This window comes from Nocardiopsis exhalans (genome assembly GCF_024134545.1).
Classification (GTDB): domain Bacteria; phylum Actinomycetota; class Actinomycetes; order Streptosporangiales; family Streptosporangiaceae; genus Nocardiopsis; species Nocardiopsis exhalans.
The window spans coordinates 1,274,876-1,289,687 of record NZ_CP099837.1 but is presented as its reverse complement, the minus strand read 5'-3'; the positions used below and the strand labels follow the sequence as shown (position 1 = coordinate 1,289,687).

Below are 14,812 nucleotides of genomic sequence, written 5' to 3'. Positions count from 1 at the left end.
CCTCCGCCTCCTGGCAACACGGGCTGCTGGTGGGCACCGTGATCGGCATCTCCATAACCCTGACGATGTTGGCCGTGGCCCGGACAGCGCGCCACGCATAGGCCTGACCCTCGCGTCACAGCTGCCCGGAAACAGGTTGGTGGGGCGTAGGACACGATCTGGCACGGGAAGACATGGATCAGCATCTTCCGGGCATGGGTTGTGTCTATGGAGGCACCAACCCGAACCCCAGCCCTCAGTCGGCCCACCGTCACCCCCTCAGTTGTGGGCGGGGCCGTGATGCTCGTCATCGGCGTGAGTCTGACCCTCTCCGTCTGGGATTCCGTCGTCCCCGACCCCGCACGGCACCAGATCTTCCTCTCCCTGTGGCTGGTGGGCGCCGCCCTCCTCGCGGCCAGGCTGTTCCTGAACGGCCTGCCCGGCTCGGCCCTGTACGTGCCCCGGGGCGCGATGACGTTCGGAATCGGTGTGGTGGCTGCCGCCGCCGTGGCCACCATGCCCTGGTCCGACCTGGGCTCGGTGTTCTGGTACCAGCTGTGGCTCTCGGTCCCGTTGCTGACCGGCTTGGCCGTGGCCGCCTTCCACCCCTCGGCCTACCGCAACTCCCCCGATTACGGCCAGAACCACGACCAGGCACCCGACCAGACGGCGCTTCGCCGCTGAGTTTCTTCCACGGCCCCGAACACGGGGCTCCACCACTGAGCGTCGGGGCTCGGCAACGCTGCGGAAGCCGCGTTGACTAGGCTGTCGCCATGTCCGATCAGACCCTGTCCCTGCCGGTGGCCGTTTCGGCCGCCTGGCTCCGTGAGCACCGCGACGAGGTCGTCCTCGTCGACTCCCGTTGGTACCTCGACGGCCGCTCCGGTCACGAGGCCTACCTGAACGGCCACATCCCCGGTGCCGTGCACGCCGACGTGGACGCCGACCTCGCCGCGCCCTCCAGCGCCGAAGGCGGCCGCCACCCGCTGCCCGCCGCCGCCGACTTCGCGCGCACGCTGGGACGCCTCGGCATCGGCGACCACTCCCCCGTGGTGGTCTACGACGACGCCGGCGGCTCGGTCGCCGCCCGCCTGGTATGGATGCTGCGGGCCCTGGGCACCTCCGCTGCCTTCCTCGACGGCGGCCTCCAGACCTGGACCGGTGACATGGAGAAGGGCGAGGTCACCGCCGAACCCGTGCACCGAACCGCGCTCCCCTGGCCCGCCGACCGGCTGGTCAGCACCGAGGAGCTGCAGCGGGAGCTGGCCGCCCCGGACCGTCTTCTCCTGGACGCCCGGGTGTACGGCCGCTTCACCGGCGAACAGCCCGCGCCGGTCGACGCCCGCGCCGGGCACATCCCCGGGGCGCGCAGCGCCGAGTGGCCCGCCAACCTGGCCCCGGACGGCCTGCTCGCCGCCCCGGAGGTACTGCGCGAGCGCTTCGCCGCCCTGGGCGCGGACTCGGCTCGCACGGTCACCGCCTACTGCGGTTCCGGGGTGACCGCCTGCCACGACCTCCTGGCCCTGGAACACGCCGGGTTCGCCAACACCCGCCTGTACCCGGGCTCGTGGAGCCGGTGGGGCGGGGACGACTCCCTCCCGCTGGAGACCGGCGACCCCTTGGCCTGAACCCGGTCCCCGCACGCCGCAACCCGACAACCGCGACAACCGCGAGGGCCGCGAGGGCCGCGAGGAACGGGAACACAACCGCCGCAGCAACCGCAACAGACACCCCAGACCCCACGGAGCCCGTGCAGCGCGCACGGGCTCCGTCCGTTTTCGGGCGCATACTCGGCCATCCCACACAGGGTCCGGAAAACCACCTAGGCTGGGTAACAGGACATCAGTCCGAAAGATCCTGATTTGTGCTGGTCCTTCAACACCCTGACCCCGCGAGAAGTTCCCTCATCGCCACCTTCTTCCCTGTCCGGATCTGGCCGGATCCGGAACCACAACGCCCGTGCCGGCGTCAGACCGAACAGTAGGATTGCCCGGCCCCGGGAACAAAAGACGTGCTTCACCGCGAAACGAGGAACACTGGTGATCGAACTCCTGCTGCTACTGATTCTCATCGCCGCGATCGTGATCGGATACCTGATCTACAAGCAGCGCTCGAGCTCCCAGAAGCAGGACACCCCGCCCCCGCCGCCCCAGGACCCCTTCGCCGCCTCGTCCACCACGGACACCGCCGGTGACCCGCGCAACATCAAGGCGGGCGACATGATCGACTGGGGCAACGAGCGGACCTGGATCCGCGGCACACTGCGCCTTTCCGAGGGCGGCTATGTCTGGTCCGAGCACTTCCTCGAGGTCGAGGGCGGCAAGCGCTGGCTCTCCGTCGAGGAGGACCCCGACGTCGAGCTGGCCCTGTGGACCGGCCGCCCGGACCTGACCATGGTCCCCCAGGGCAAGACCATCGAGCTTGAGGGCGTCACCTACAAGCTCGAGGAGAAGGGCTCCGGCTCCTACCGTTCCGAGGGCACCACCGGCCTCAAGGCCGAGGGCGGCATGGACTACGCCGACTACGAGTCCGAGGACGGCAAGCTGCTGGCTTTCGAGCGCTTCGACCACGGCAGCTGGGAAGTCAGCACCGGCGAGAAGATCCACGCCGGAACCTTCACGATCTTCCCCGGGAGCTGATGCCCACATGCGCGCGAGCATCAGCGCCCCCTTCGTCGACACCAAGGCCGACGACCTGGTCTGGACCCTGAACCACCCGTTGGTCGAACCCCTCGCTGTCCGTACCGTCACGGTGTCGGGCCTGGAGATCGAACTCCGGGTGCTCGGCGCCTCCCACCAGGTCGTCCTGCGGCCCGCGTCCGACGGCGGGGAGCTGGTGGAGACGGTCGCCTGTCTGCCGGGGGTTCCCGGCGGGCTACCCGGCAACGCCGAGCACCCCCTGCCTGGGGTGGGCGGCTACCGCTTCGACTCGATCGTCGAGTCCTTGCCTCGCGCAGAACTCACCCGTCGGGTGGCGGAGATCCACGATGAGACCTCCGACTCTCCCGGCGGGCTGCTCGTCGCCTTCCCCGGTGATCCGCTGGCGATCACCGCGCTGCACCTGACCTCTGGCAGCGGGTCGTCACTGCGCTGGCGTACCTGGCACGCCTACCCGCAGAGCGACGAACTGGTGACGACGACCACAACCCTGACCCTCTAAGAGGAGGCCGCAATGGCCACGACCGACATCAGAGGAGCGAAGGCTCCAAGACACAAGGTGGCCGCGATCGGCGGGGCCACCGCGCTGCTGCTCCTGCTGTCCGCCTGTTCCGGCGGCGGCAACAGCGCCGACTGCGAGCCCAGTGACAGCGCGACGTCCAGCACGTCGACCTCGACCGGCACCAACTCGGCGTCCGGTACCACCCCGAGCCCGACCCCGAACGACGACTGCGAGAACGGCCGCAGCGGCGGGGGCGGCGGGTTCTTCTTCTTCGGCGGCTTCGGCGGCGGTGGCGGAGGTAACAACTCCAACAGCGGCGGCAGCGGGAGCGACAGCCGTGGCGGGGGTTCGGGTTTCGGCAAGTAGTCTGCCGAGTCGGGGGGTTGACCTGTTCGCGCAGTTCAACCCCCCGATTCCCGAAGTACCCTCACTACGGACAAGGCCATGAACGAGATCCTCACCAGCTCCCTTTACGCCCTGGGTTACGGCGTGGTCGGCACGGTCATCATGCTGCTCGGCTACCTGATCACCGACCTGCTCACGCCCGGCAAGCTGCACAAGCTGATCTGGGAGGAGCGCAACCCGAACGCGATCCTGCTGGTGTCGGCCAACACCCTGGGGGCGGCGATCGTGGTCGTCTCCGCGATCCTGTCCAGCTACTCGGAGCTGGGTCTGGGCCCCGGACTGCTGTCCGCGACGATCTTCGGCCTCATCGGCCTGGTCGTGATGGGTCTGTCCTTCCTTCTGATCGACCTGATCACCCCGGGCAAGATCAGCCACATGATCAGTAACAACGAATGGCACCCGGCGACGTGGGTCAGCGCGACCGCACACGTCTCCATCGCTCTGGTCGTGGCCGCCGCCATCTCCTAGCGGGGGCGCTCCTCACCGGGGACGTTGTCCTCCCATCAGGAGCGTTGTCCTCCGATCGGGGCGGAGCCGGGGCCAGCCCTTCCTTCCTTGAGAAAGCAGTACCTTGAGCGAGACCACGGCCCACGCGCGGCCCCGACTCCCGGTTCCGCCGCGCGCGGCCCGGTTCTTCGTTCTGCTGGCGGTGTTCATCTGCGCCGCCTGCGGCCTGGTGTACGAACTCGCGCTGGTCGCGATCGGCAGCTACCTGCTCGGCGACACCATCACGCAGGCCTCCGTGGTCCTGTCCGTGATGGTGTTCGCCATGGGTGTGGGTTCGCTGCTGTCCAAGCGCTACCAGGCCCGGCCCGCACTGTCCTTCGCGGTGGTGGAGGGCCTGCTGTCGCTGGTGGGCGGCCTGTCGGTCCTGCTGCTGTACGGGTCGTTCGCCTGGCTGTCGGCCGCCGCCTACCAGCCCACGCTGGTGCTGCTGGCGTTCATCATCGGCACGCTGATCGGTATCGAGATCCCCCTGCTGATGACGCTCATCCAGCGCATCCGCAAGCAGGAGGCCTCCGACGCGGTGGCGGACCTGTTCGCCGCCGACTACGTGGGCGGCCTGATCGGCGGCCTGGCCTTCCCGTTCCTGCTCCTGCCCCTCCTCGGTCTGCCCAAGGGCGCGCTGATGGTGGGTGTGCTCAACGCCGTCATCGGTGTGGCCGTGGTGCTGTGGCTGTTCCGCTCGGACCTGACCCGGCTGGCCTACGCGGGGCTGGGCCTCGGCCTGATGTTCATCGTGGCGGTGCTGGGACTCGCCTACTACTTCGCCGAGGAGTTCGAGGTGGACGCCCGGCAGGCCATGTACCGGGACCCGATCTCGTACGCCGAGCGCAGCGAGTACCAGGAGATCGTACTCACCAGGTCCCTGGACGGCCGGGACGTGCGCATGTTCCTCAACGGGGATCTCCAGTTCTCCACCCTGGACGAGTACCGCTACCACGAAGCGCTCATCCACCCGGCGATGGACGGCCCCCGCGAGGACGTGTTGGTTCTGGGCGGCGGGGATGGTCTCGCCCTCCGGGAACTGCTCCGCTACGACGACGTCGAGTCGGTGACCCTGGTGGACCTGGACCCGGCCGTCATCGAGCTGGCCTCCACCGATCCGGTGATCCGCGAACTCAACGAGGACTCCTTCCAGGACCCGCGCGTGGAGGTGGTCAACACCGACGCGTTCCAGTGGCTGCGCGACAACCCGGACGACTTCGACGTGATCATCGCCGACCTGCCGGACGGCACCGACGTGGGTACGTCGAAGCTGTACACCGTCGAGTTCTACGCGCTGTTGGAGCAGGCCCTGGAGCCCGAGGGGCGGGTGGTCGTGCAGGCCGGCTCACCGTTCTTCGCCCCGAACGCGTACTGGAGCGTGCGCCACTCGCTGGAGGAGGCCGGGATCTCGGTCACCCCGTACAACGTGGACGTGCCGACCTTCGGTAACTGGGGCTTCTACCTGGGCGCCTCCACCAGTGAGGGAGATGGAGCCCCCGAACTGACTCTGGCGGACGACGCCCCCGAACTGCGCTTCCTGGACGATGACCTGTTGCGGGCAGCACTGGTCTTCCCCATCGACCGCCAGGAGGGCGAGGTGGAGGCCTCCACGATGATGCACCCCAGGATCATCGGCTACCACCAGGACCGCCAGGCCTGGCGGGGGTACTGACCCGGGCGGAGATGTCGAAGAAGACGTCCCGCCGCCCCGACCAGCTAAGGCTGGAAAAGCCTGCTTCCGGCCTCCGAGGAGGCGGGGTACAGCGCCCGCGGGAATGAGTGAAGGGAGCCCTCACCGGTGTGAGGGCTCCCTTCTTCAGTGCCTACGATCGCGTGGTACGCAGCAGTGCGATCCACTCTGGGCCGGAGAACGGCAGGTAGCCGCGCTCAGGGTGCTTGGAGTCGCGGACCACAGCGCCCCCGGGAACGTCGGCGACGGCGACACAGTTACTGCGGTCGCTGTAGCTGGACGTGCGGAAGTTGAGGGCGTCGAGGTTGGGAATGAGTTTCACGGGTGCTCTCTCAGGGTGCTTTGGCTATCTCGCGCAGGTAGGCGACGCTCTCGTCGACGTTGAGTGCCCTGCTCACGAGGTGGTTGAAAAGGTTTCGGTAGCGAGTGACTTCGTCTGCCTCCTCCAGGAAGAGGCCGTCCTGGTCCATTTCGAGATACACCACAGGGTCAGCGGCGGCGAAGTCCATCAGGACGAAGCTGCCCTTGGCTCCAGCGTGGATCCCCGCGCTGAACGGGACTACCTGGACCGTGACCCCGTCGCCGTTGTCTGCCACATCAGCTAGATGGCTCACCTGTTCACGGCATACCTCAGGTACGGCGCGCAGCCGCTCGACGGCGCCCGCGTCGATGACCGCCCACAGGTCAGGCCCGTCCGTGCGGGCGAGGATTTCCTGTCGACGGCGTCGCGCATCGACCACGCGCAGAATGTCGACCGGATCTCGGACCAGGTTCCCTGAGCGCGTCAGAAGCTCCACGTAGCCCGGTGTCTGTAGCAGTCCCGGGATGATCATTGGTTCGTAAGTGCTGATCGCCGTGGCGTCGGACTCCAGCACCGGGAACTCATCTGGGAAGACGTCGCTGTATTTCGTCCACCAGCCCTTCTTGCCTGCCTGACGGGTGATCGCGAACAGGGCCTGGCGGCGCTGTTCATCGGTCACCTCGTAGACATCGAGCAGGGCCCTCACCTCGACCACGCTGGGGCGAAGCCTGACACCTGTCTCAATGTTGGAGACCTTGCCGACGCTCCATTCGGTGGCTGCTGCCGCATCGTCCAGAGTCATACCCGCCGCGATCCGGTAGCGGCGAAGCTCCTCCGAGAGTCGGCGCCTGCGGACGCTCGGGCGTGATGGATCAGGCATGGGCTCTCTCCTGGGGGTGGTGTCTCTCAGGATGTTACGGCTGGTCGGCGATTCGGGCATCCAGTTACAGACAGGATGAAATCCTCACACCCTGTGAATCTAAAATTCTATATTCATTGAAACCCTGAGGATTTCATGATTTTCTAAGATTACTCATTCCCGAGCTGGGCCTACCGCCCAGCACTTGCACACCAGGAGCCGCGCTATGCCGCGTTACCTGAACCTGTCCGAGCTGGCGCATGTGCGCTGGTTGGCTACCGAAGCGATGCGTCGCCACCGTCCCCGCCGGGCCCGACGTGTGCGCAGCTACGCCCCGGTTCCCCGAACTCTGGCCTTGGGGCAGCCCCTATGTTCGCCCCGCCCACCGAGGGTCCCGGCGCCCCGGCGGCCACTGGACTCCGCGCCTATGGCCGTGCTCCAGGCCGTGCTCGCCGGGCTTCAGCGGTTGGGAGTGGCGTTCTGATGCGCGACATCTACACCAGGGACCTGCTCACCGTCATCGACGAGGCCCTGCAACCGCCCGTACACCTGCCCCCGCCCGAACTGGCCGAATGGCATTCCAGCACTCTCCGGAACCGGCTGCCCCTGATCCGGGAGGCGCTGCGGATCGCTCGTGAGGAGGCCGACGCCGAGCTGGCCACCCTGTTGGTCGACCAGGCCATCGCCGACCACCCCAACCCGCCCCGCACGCCCAGGGCGGTCGGTGGTGACGGCGCCCGCCTGCCACTGCCCTTGCAGGCCAACCCGTCTGATGGCGGTGAGCTGCCCATCCCCGAACACGTCCTGTGCCCGCTGCTCTACAAGCAGTGGAACCTGACCATCGAGGGCCAGCAGCCTTGCGAGGTCTACGTGGCCCGGCGCCCGATCGGCTGGACGGGTGAAGGCGACCCCTTCGAACGGATCACCGCCCCCACCCGCCACGAACTCCTGCGCCTGCTCGGCCACCGCCTCCTGGGCCTCAGCTCCTCGCCCGACTTCTAGAGGCCGTGCACCTGCTGAGACCCCGGAACCCTCAGCACTCACGAAAAAGCTCTGGCGGGTGCGGCAAACACCCCCAGAGCAGGCCGACAACCACCAACCGATTTCAACGAAAGCGAGTTGCCGACATGACCAGTCTGCCGCACGTACGCACCCCGTTCCACACCCCCACAGCCCCGTTCACCGGACGCCGATGGCCCTCACGTCTCTACCCGGGCGAGCTGGCCCAGACCCGCTGGGTGCGCGCGGACCTGGCCGCCGACCTGCACCGGCTGTCCGGGCTCCCCGCCGAGACGGTCGAGAACATGGTGCTGTGCGCCAGCGAGATGTTCGCCAACGCGTGCGCCCACAGCCGCTCCGGCGAGGACGTCGAAGGCCGGGTGGTGCGCACCCTGCACATGCCCACCGCCACCACCATCCAGGTCGCCATCGTCGACGACGGCCAGCGCACCGACCGCGCCGACTTCCAGGCCCCGCAAACCCCGCAGCACACCATCGAGGAGTGGGCCCAGGCCGAACGCGGCCGGGGTCTGCTGCTGATCGGCCACCTCGCCGACCGGTGGGGCACCCGCTCGGTGCTGGACTTCCCCTTCTGTGCAGGGTTGGGCACCGTGACCTGGGCCGAGTTCACCCTCCCGGAGGCCGCTCTCCCCGAGGCCGCCCGGTGACCGGCTCGTATCAGGTGAGTTCCGGGGTGCGCCAGCGCCTGGCCGCGCCCCGGGGCCACCGCTTCTCCCGCCCCGGCACCAACCGCCAGCTGGCTGCTCCGCCCGAGTCTCACCAGGATCGGCAGGAACGGTTGCTGCGCCAGATGGAAGGCAACCCCCACCTGGCATACCGGCTCCAGCACCACGCCGTGCCGCACTGGGCGAAGGCCACCCGTCAACGCCGCGAACGGGTCGAGCGGGAACCCCGCCGTCCCGCCCCGCTCCCGCACGGTCCTGCCCGGGGCCGCCACCGGGCCCCGCGCCAGTGGTGGGCCTGGCCCGCCGTGGCCATCAGCATCGCGTTGCTGTTCACCCACTCCCAGGCCGAATCGCTGGGCGAAGCGGTCTTTCAGGGCGGTGGGTTAGTGATCTGAGCAGCATCGGCGTTCATCGCACCCCGCGCAGGGCAAGGGGCCGGTGCGCTGAGGCCCACCCCACTCATACGGGGCGGAGGTCTTGCTGACCTGCGTTGAGATCACAGGGCACCGAAGAGCTTCGCCTCCTCGGTGCCCTGGAGAACATCTCGTTCTGCTGGTGCCGGGCCACCAGCGCTGTGGAGGTGTGGTCGGGGTGGCGGACGGGTCCCTTCGGGCCCCGAAAAAGGGCCCAACTACTTCGGTCCTCTGCCGGTTCCCTCCCCAGCCCGGTGCGGATCGGTGGGGCGTGTCGCGGCCGGTCATTCGTGCCATCGGAAAAGCGGCAGCGAAGGAAGCAGCACCCCCAGGCCTGTGCGCACCGGTACTCGTGTCGCGGCCGGTCAAGGAAGGCGACGGAAAAGCGGCAGCGAAGGCCCCAGGCTCCCCAGCTCGGCGTGGATCGGGTCGCGTGTCGCGGCCGGTCCCGCGCCCGGACGAACAAGCGGCGGCGAGGTCAGTGGTGGTCTTTGGGGCCGGGTACCTGTTTCGGTCCTCTGTTTGAAGATGATCTTGCTACCAGAAGCAAGTTCGGCGCCGAACTTGCTTCTGGTAGCAAGATCATCGGGGATATAGGGGTTTCGGGAGCAGCGGACAGCCCCAGATGCGGGTTTCGGGCGCCACACCACCACACTCTGAGGCTGGCCCCGTTTGCCCTGTCTGCTCTCGCCCGGGGAGGCAGCCCGTGTCCCCGTTGGGCTTGCCCGCGCTGACCTGGGTGACTCCGCCACAGGGGCTCGGGCGGCTTCCGCCCCACCCCCACGACACGCGGCCCGATGAGCGCCGGGCCCGGCCCCTACCCACCCTCGTTGCCGCTTGTCCGTTGCCCTCCTTGACCGGCCGCGACACGCGGCCCGGTTCCCGCAGGCCTGGGGGCGCTCCCTCCTTCGCTGCCGCTTTTCCGTCGCCTACCTCGACCGGCCGCGACACGCCCCGCCGATCCGCACAGGCCTGGGGAGACTGCCACCCTCGCCGCCGCTTTTCCGTCCGGGCGCGGGACTCACCCCTGGGGCCAGCGGGGGTGAACCACCGGGCGGTGCCGGTCACCGGATCCGGGTGTCCTCCACGGGTTCACCGGCCACCAGGTGGCTGTCGATGATCTCATCGGCGTGGCCGGGGCCGATACCGCCGTACCAGACGTCGTCGGGCTGGACCGCGACCACCGGGGCCTGGTTGCAGGGGAACATACAGCCGGTGGCGGTCATCAGGACGTCGTCGTCACCCAGGTCCCGCTGGGACAGGCCCGCAGCGAGGGCGCCCCAGGTCTCCTCGGCGCCGCGGGCGCTGCACCGCGGCCCGCGGCAGACCAGCAGATGGCGCCGGTACCCCGGGACCTCCTCCCACGCGGCCGAGGTGACCGGCGCCTCGGTACCCGAGATCGGACGGACCGTCTCCAGAGCGGAAGCGACAGCACTGGGGACGGCGACGTCCGGGCCGACCAGGCGGGCGGCCACCACGACCTCGGGCGCGCCGGTCCCGCGTTCACGCCACCAGTGTCCGGCGACCCGGCGCAGCCAGGAGTGCCCGGGGGCGAGGCGCCCCAGAGCGACACCGACCAGTTCGATCCGCCCGGCACCGGCGTCGGCCAGCTCGGTCAGCACCGTCGACAGAGCGGGGTCGGCGACCTGGAGAAACGCCAGCCGGGCGTCGGCGGCCTTGGCTGCGGCCCCCAGTTCATCGGCGGCGTTGGCCTCACGGATGGACATCCCGACCAGGACCCGGGCGGTCATCGGGCCTCCTCTGCGCTGGCGGACAGGTGCGGCAGGATCAGGGGTGTGCCGGCCACCGGGTCGGTGATGACGGTGGCCGCCACCCCGAAGACCTCGCGGACCGTGCGCGGTGTGACGACCTCGGCGGGGGTTCCCTGGGTGACCAGGGCCCCGTCCCGCATCGCCACCAGGTGGTGGGCGAAGCGGCTGGCCATGTTGAGGTCGTGCAGCACCAGCACGATGGTGCGCCCGAGGCGGCGGTTGAGTGCGGCAAGCAGGTTGAGGACGTCGAGCTGGTGCGCGAGGTCGAGGTAGGTCGTCGGTTCGTCGAGCAGCATGACCTCGGGCTCCTGGGCCAGGGCCAGGGCGATCCACACCCGCTGGCGCTGGCCGCCGGAGAGCTGGTCGATCGGGGTCTCGGCGAACTGGTCGACGCCGGTCGCCGCCATCGCGGTGGCCACCGCCTCCTCGTCCGCGGCGCCCCACTGCCGGAACCAGCGCTGGTGCGGGTGGCGGCCGCGGCCGACCAGGTCCGCGACGGTGATCCCGTCGGGTGCGATCGGTTGCTGCGGCAGCAGGCCGAGACGGCGGGAGAGGGTGCGCGCGGGCATCGAGGCGAGCTCGTCGCCGTCCAGGAGCACCCGGCCCCGCTGGGGTCCCAGCAGCCGGGCCAGACCGCGCAGCAGCGTGGACTTGCCGCAGCCGTTGGGCCCGACGATGGCGGTGATCCGGCCGGCCGGGAGCTCGGTGGTGACCCGGTCGACGACCACCGAGGAGGCGTAGCCGAGGCTCAGCCCCTCGGCGGCGATCGAGATCGGGTGGCCCGGATCCGGGCCAGGACCGGGCGCGGGGTTGAGGTCGGGGTTCTGGGTGGACGCGGCGGCATCGGTCATCCGGCGGCTCCAATCCGGTGTGCGCGGGCCAGCAGGTAGAGCAGGACAGGGGCTCCGAAAACGGCGGTCAGGACACCGACCGGCATCTCCGTCGGCGCGAAGAGCAGCCGACCAGCCAGGTCGGCGCTGACCACCAGCAGGGCGCCGACGGCGGCGGACGGTGCGAGACCGACCTGTCGCTCGGCGAGGATCCGGCGGGTGATCTGCGGCGCCACCAGCGCGACGAAGCCGATCGGCCCGGCCGCCGCGGTCGCCAGTGCGGCGAGGACCACCGCCACCAGCAGCAGCACCACCTTGCGGCCCTGGCCCGCACCGGTGAGGGTTCGGGTGAGGTCGTCGCCGAGTTCGAGCAACCGCAGGTGCCGCGATCCGACGATCAGGACCGGGACCGTCACCGCCAGGGCGGTCACGATGATCGCCACGTGCAGGCCGCCGCGGTTGGCGAGGCTGCCGGTCAGCCAGGCCGCGGCGCTCATCGCACGGTTGATGTCGGCCCGGGTGAGCAGGTAGGAGGTGGCCGAGGAGAGCATCGCGGCGACACCGATCCCCACCAGGACCAGCCGGAACCCGTGCAGTCCGCGCTTGTAGGCGATGAGCAGGATCAACACCGCCGCGAGCAGGGCCCCCGACAGCGCGCCGAGGACCAGTTGCAGGCCGCTGCCGCCCAGGACGAGGAGTACGACCAGCGCGCCCATGGCGGCACCGGAGTTGATCCCGATGACGTCGGGGCTCACCAGCGGGTTGGCGGCGATCCGTTGCAGGAGGGCGCCGGAGAGGGCGAACGCCGCACCGACGCCGAGTCCGGTGAGCGCCCGGGGCAGGCGGTCGTTCAGGACGATGTCCCGTTCGATGAGGGTCCCCCCGCCGCCGAGGACGGTGATGACGTCGCCGACCCCGATCGGGAACACCCCGAGGGTGAGGGAGACGGTGGCCACCGCCAGGGCGGCGGTACCGGCCGCGGCGGTGAGCAGCGCCGAGGAACGGCTGATCCGGAAGGCCACCGCTCCCCGGCCCGGGGACAGCAGGAGGGTGTCGCGGGTCGGGCCGCGGCGGAGCAGGCCGGTCATACGCCGATCACCCTTCGGTTGCGGACCAGGTAGAGGAAGAACGGTGCCCCGGCGATGGCGGTGATGATCCCGACCTGGAGCTGCTGGGGTTGGAGCAGGATCCGGCCGAGCGTGTCGGCGATCAGCAGGAGTGTCGGTGAGAGCACCACCGTCCACGCCATCACCCAGCGGTAGTCCGGGCCGGTGATCATCCGGGCGACGTGCGGCACGACCAGGCCGACGAACCCGATCGGGCCCGCGATGGCGGTGGCGCCCCCGGCGAGCAGGACGACGGCCAGGGCCGCGACGGCACGGTTGGTCCACAGACGGGTACCGAGGCTGCGGGCCAGGTCGTCCCCCAGCGCCAGGGCGTTGAGCGTCCGGGTCAGCGCCACGGCGAGGACGACCCCGACGAGGAGGAAGGGCGCCACGACGCTCAGGTCCGTGCCGTCGGACCGGGTGAGCGACCCGACCACCCAGTACCGGTAGTCGTCCATCGTGGAGGAGTCCTGGAGGGTGATCATCGACGTGACCGCCCCGAACAGCGCGGTGAAGGCGGCACCGGCCAGGGCCAGCTTCACCGGGGTGGCGCCGCCGAGGCCGAGCGAGCCGAGGGTGTAGACGAGGACCGCGGCGACGGCGGCCCCGGCGAAGGCGAACCACAGGTAGCCGGCGGTGGCGGTGATCCCGAAACCGGCCATCGCCAGCACCACCGCCAGGGCGGCGCCGGAGTTGATGCCGAGCAGCCCTGGTTCGGCCAGCGGGTTGCGGGTCAGACCCTGCATGACCGTTCCGGCGACACCGAGCGCGATCCCGGCGAGCAGTCCGGTGACGGTGCGCGGGATGCGGATGTGCAGGATGATCCGCTCCACGTCGTTCTCAGGGGTGCCGCTGAGGGCGGCGACCACGTCGGCGAGGGTGGCCGAGTAGTTGCCGATCAGCACGGAGCCGAACCCTGCGGCCACCAGCGCCGCCGTGGCCACGACAAGGCCGAGGCCGCGGCTCCAACCGCCTTTGAGCACACCGGAGCGGGCGGAGGGCGTCGGGCCGGAGCGGCCCGCACCCCCCGCGCTTCGTTCTTCTGTGGGCGTGACCGTCGTCATCGCGGCCTCACTCGGTGACGGAGCCGGCCTGTTCGGAGCTGACGAGGTCGGGGTGGAGCAGCGAGGCGAGCACCTCGATGGCGTGGGCGGCCCGGACCCCGGCGCTGCGGTCCGCGAACAGGAACGGGTGCACCTGGTCCTGCTCCACGGCGGTCACACCGGACAGGGCCGGGTGCTCGGCGATGGCGGCGACGTCGTCCGCGGCATCCTCGCGGGTGTAGGAGGCGTCGCAGCAGGTGCTGGTGAGGATGACGTCCGGGTCGCGCCGGATCAGCTCCTCGAGGTCGATCTGGACGTTGCGTGTCTCGGTCAGGTCGCCGAAGGCGTTCTCACCCCCGGCGTGCTCGATGACCTGGGTTCCGAAGTCGATGCCTCCGGCGACGGAGATCGTGCCGTCCTCGCGCAGGGTGACGAAGGCGACCGTCGGCCGGTCGGCGTCGGCGACGGCCTCCGCCACGGCCTCGATCCGGTCGTTCTGGTCGGCGATGACCTCCTCGGCGCGTTCCTGGGCGTCGAAGAGGTCGCCGAGGGCGCGCAGGTCGTCGTGGATGGTCTCGACCCGGACCGTCGCCGGGTCGATCGCCTCGTCGGAGAGCCCGTCCGCGCTGGGGCACAGCGGGCTGAGGATCCACGACTGGACCCCGAGCTCCGCGAGGCTGCCGCGGGTGCCGAAGCTCGCGTCGCCCGCCCCGTCACTGACGAAGACACCGTTGAAACCGGAGAGGACGAAGTCCGGCTCCTCGGTCAGCAGAGCCTCGCGACTGGGCAGGCTCTCGACGTATTCCGTCGCCTCCTGCGCCTCGACGTACTCCGGCAGCACCTGGGAGTCGAGGAACGCGGTCTCCACCAGGCGGTCGCCGATACCGAGTGCGTGGGCGATCTCGATCGCGGGCTGGTAGGCGGCGTACACCCGCTCGGGCGGTCCTTCGACGGTGACGTCGATCCCGCAGTTCTCGACGGTGGTGGTGCCGTCATCAGCGGCCGTCTCGGAGCCTGCCCCGGCCGTACAGCCGGTGAGAAGGACGGCGGCGGTGGCCAGGACGGACGCCGTCATCAGAGG

18 protein-coding genes are annotated in these 14,812 nt (G+C 69.8%); 11 read left to right on the top strand and 7 right to left on the bottom strand.

Annotated features, from left to right (window positions below; translation table 11 throughout):
* Window positions 1-279: 279 nt before the first annotated feature.
* The 7 genes from NE857_RS05870 to NE857_RS05840 all read left to right on the top strand — a co-directional run bounded on the left by NE857_RS05870 (window position 280) and on the right by NE857_RS05840 (window position 5,704).
* On the top strand, window positions 280-663 hold the full coding sequence (locus tag NE857_RS05870; RefSeq protein WP_254420108.1) for a hypothetical protein: 384 nt from the start codon (window positions 280-282) through the stop codon (window positions 661-663).
* A gap of 89 nt (window positions 664-752) precedes the next feature.
* Window positions 753-1,607, top strand: coding sequence for a sulfurtransferase (locus NE857_RS05865; RefSeq protein WP_254420107.1), 855 nt, complete (start codon window positions 753-755; stop codon window positions 1,605-1,607).
* A gap of 411 nt (window positions 1,608-2,018) precedes the next feature.
* On the top strand, window positions 2,019-2,618 hold the full coding sequence (locus tag NE857_RS05860) for a DUF4178 domain-containing protein (protein ID WP_017583066.1): 600 nt from the start codon (window positions 2,019-2,021) through the stop codon (window positions 2,616-2,618).
* 7 nt (window positions 2,619-2,625) lie between these two features.
* Window positions 2,626-3,138, top strand: a complete 513-nt coding sequence (locus NE857_RS05855; protein ID WP_254420106.1) for a DUF2617 family protein — start codon at window positions 2,626-2,628, stop codon at window positions 3,136-3,138.
* 12 nt (window positions 3,139-3,150) lie between these two features.
* A complete protein-coding gene (locus NE857_RS05850) occupies window positions 3,151-3,504 on the top strand; it encodes a hypothetical protein (RefSeq protein ID WP_254420105.1) in 354 nt (117 codons plus the stop codon).
* A 78-nt stretch (window positions 3,505-3,582) separates the two neighbouring features.
* Entirely contained in the window at window positions 3,583-4,011 is a 429-nt protein-coding gene (locus tag NE857_RS05845) for a DUF350 domain-containing protein (RefSeq protein ID WP_254420104.1), read from the top strand.
* Between the two features lie 103 nt (window positions 4,012-4,114).
* On the top strand, window positions 4,115-5,704 hold the full coding sequence (locus tag NE857_RS05840) for a polyamine aminopropyltransferase (RefSeq protein WP_254420103.1): 1,590 nt from the start codon (window positions 4,115-4,117) through the stop codon (window positions 5,702-5,704).
* A 151-nt stretch (window positions 5,705-5,855) separates the two neighbouring features.
* Here NE857_RS05840 and NE857_RS05835 read toward each other — a convergent pair whose 3' ends face one another.
* The gene (locus NE857_RS05835; RefSeq protein WP_017583071.1) at window positions 5,856-6,044 is read right to left on the bottom strand and encodes a DUF397 domain-containing protein; all 189 of its coding nucleotides are present in this window, start codon (window positions 6,042-6,044) and stop codon (window positions 5,856-5,858) included.
* Window positions 6,045-6,054: 10 nt separating this feature from the next.
* Window positions 6,055-6,903 (bottom strand): helix-turn-helix domain-containing protein, encoded by an 849-nt coding sequence (locus NE857_RS05830; protein ID WP_026116939.1) that lies wholly within the window; start codon window positions 6,901-6,903, stop codon window positions 6,055-6,057.
* Between the two features lie 205 nt (window positions 6,904-7,108).
* Between NE857_RS05830 and NE857_RS05825 the strand changes: the two genes are divergently transcribed.
* The 4 genes from NE857_RS05825 to NE857_RS05810 all read left to right on the top strand — a co-directional run bounded on the left by NE857_RS05825 (window position 7,109) and on the right by NE857_RS05810 (window position 8,962).
* Window positions 7,109-7,366, top strand: a complete 258-nt coding sequence (locus NE857_RS05825) for a hypothetical protein (protein ID WP_083926838.1) — start codon at window positions 7,109-7,111, stop codon at window positions 7,364-7,366.
* Complete coding sequence (locus NE857_RS05820; protein ID WP_254420102.1) at window positions 7,366-7,884, top strand: hypothetical protein; 519 nt, start codon at window positions 7,366-7,368, stop codon at window positions 7,882-7,884. Before NE857_RS05825 ends, NE857_RS05820 begins: the two co-directional genes overlap by 1 nt.
* Before the next feature lie 125 nt (window positions 7,885-8,009).
* Entirely contained in the window at window positions 8,010-8,549 is a 540-nt protein-coding gene (locus NE857_RS05815; RefSeq protein ID WP_254420101.1) for an ATP-binding protein, read from the top strand.
* Window positions 8,546-8,962, top strand: coding sequence for a hypothetical protein (locus NE857_RS05810; RefSeq protein ID WP_254420100.1), 417 nt, complete (start codon window positions 8,546-8,548; stop codon window positions 8,960-8,962). The genes NE857_RS05815 and NE857_RS05810 overlap by 4 nt, the downstream gene beginning before the upstream one ends.
* A gap of 1,082 nt (window positions 8,963-10,044) precedes the next feature.
* Here the strand turns inward: NE857_RS05810 and NE857_RS05805 are convergent.
* Genes NE857_RS05805 through NE857_RS05785 form a run of 5 tightly spaced genes read right to left on the bottom strand, consistent with a single transcriptional unit; the run spans window position 10,045 to window position 14,806 of the window.
* Complete coding sequence (locus NE857_RS05805; protein ID WP_254420099.1) at window positions 10,045-10,731, bottom strand: (2Fe-2S) ferredoxin domain-containing protein; 687 nt, start codon at window positions 10,729-10,731, stop codon at window positions 10,045-10,047.
* The gene (locus NE857_RS05800; RefSeq protein ID WP_254420098.1) at window positions 10,728-11,603 is read right to left on the bottom strand and encodes an ABC transporter ATP-binding protein; all 876 of its coding nucleotides are present in this window, start codon (window positions 11,601-11,603) and stop codon (window positions 10,728-10,730) included. The genes NE857_RS05805 and NE857_RS05800 overlap by 4 nt, the downstream gene beginning before the upstream one ends.
* Window positions 11,600-12,670 (bottom strand): FecCD family ABC transporter permease, encoded by a 1,071-nt coding sequence (locus NE857_RS05795; protein WP_254420097.1) that lies wholly within the window; start codon window positions 12,668-12,670, stop codon window positions 11,600-11,602. Before NE857_RS05795 ends, NE857_RS05800 begins: the two co-directional genes overlap by 4 nt.
* Window positions 12,667-13,752, bottom strand: coding sequence for a FecCD family ABC transporter permease (locus NE857_RS05790; protein WP_254420096.1), 1,086 nt, complete (start codon window positions 13,750-13,752; stop codon window positions 12,667-12,669). The genes NE857_RS05795 and NE857_RS05790 overlap by 4 nt, the downstream gene beginning before the upstream one ends.
* A 7-nt stretch (window positions 13,753-13,759) precedes the next feature.
* The gene (locus NE857_RS05785; RefSeq protein ID WP_254420095.1) at window positions 13,760-14,806 is read right to left on the bottom strand and encodes an ABC transporter substrate-binding protein; all 1,047 of its coding nucleotides are present in this window, start codon (window positions 14,804-14,806) and stop codon (window positions 13,760-13,762) included.
* Window positions 14,807-14,812: the final 6 nt, after the last annotated feature.

Excerpts from the sequence above, each read along its gene's own strand:
- NE857_RS05790 (WP_254420096.1), bottom strand. The coding sequence starts at position 13,752 with ATGACGACGGTCACGCCCACAGAAGAACGAAGCGCGGGGGGTGCGGGC.
- NE857_RS05850 (WP_254420105.1), top strand. The coding sequence starts at position 3,151 with ATGGCCACGACCGACATCAGAGGAGCGAAGGCTCCAAGACACAAGGTG.
- NE857_RS05865 (WP_254420107.1), top strand. The coding sequence starts at position 753 with ATGTCCGATCAGACCCTGTCCCTGCCGGTGGCCGTTTCGGCCGCCTGG.
- NE857_RS05795 (WP_254420097.1), bottom strand. The coding sequence starts at position 12,670 with ATGACCGGCCTGCTCCGCCGCGGCCCGACCCGCGACACCCTCCTGCTG.
- NE857_RS05870 (WP_254420108.1), top strand. The coding sequence starts at position 280 with ATGCTCGTCATCGGCGTGAGTCTGACCCTCTCCGTCTGGGATTCCGTC.
- NE857_RS05815 (WP_254420101.1), top strand. The coding sequence starts at position 8,010 with ATGACCAGTCTGCCGCACGTACGCACCCCGTTCCACACCCCCACAGCC.
- NE857_RS05845 (WP_254420104.1), top strand. The coding sequence starts at position 3,583 with ATGAACGAGATCCTCACCAGCTCCCTTTACGCCCTGGGTTACGGCGTG.
- NE857_RS05800 (WP_254420098.1), bottom strand. The coding sequence starts at position 11,603 with ATGACCGATGCCGCCGCGTCCACCCAGAACCCCGACCTCAACCCCGCG.
- NE857_RS05855 (WP_254420106.1), top strand. The coding sequence starts at position 2,626 with ATGCGCGCGAGCATCAGCGCCCCCTTCGTCGACACCAAGGCCGACGAC.
- NE857_RS05825 (WP_083926838.1), top strand. The coding sequence starts at position 7,109 with ATGCCGCGTTACCTGAACCTGTCCGAGCTGGCGCATGTGCGCTGGTTG.
- NE857_RS05785 (WP_254420095.1), bottom strand. The coding sequence starts at position 14,806 with ATGACGGCGTCCGTCCTGGCCACCGCCGCCGTCCTTCTCACCGGCTGT.
- NE857_RS05820 (WP_254420102.1), top strand. The coding sequence starts at position 7,366 with ATGCGCGACATCTACACCAGGGACCTGCTCACCGTCATCGACGAGGCC.
- NE857_RS05830 (WP_026116939.1), bottom strand. The coding sequence starts at position 6,903 with ATGCCTGATCCATCACGCCCGAGCGTCCGCAGGCGCCGACTCTCGGAG.
- NE857_RS05805 (WP_254420099.1), bottom strand. The coding sequence starts at position 10,731 with ATGACCGCCCGGGTCCTGGTCGGGATGTCCATCCGTGAGGCCAACGCC.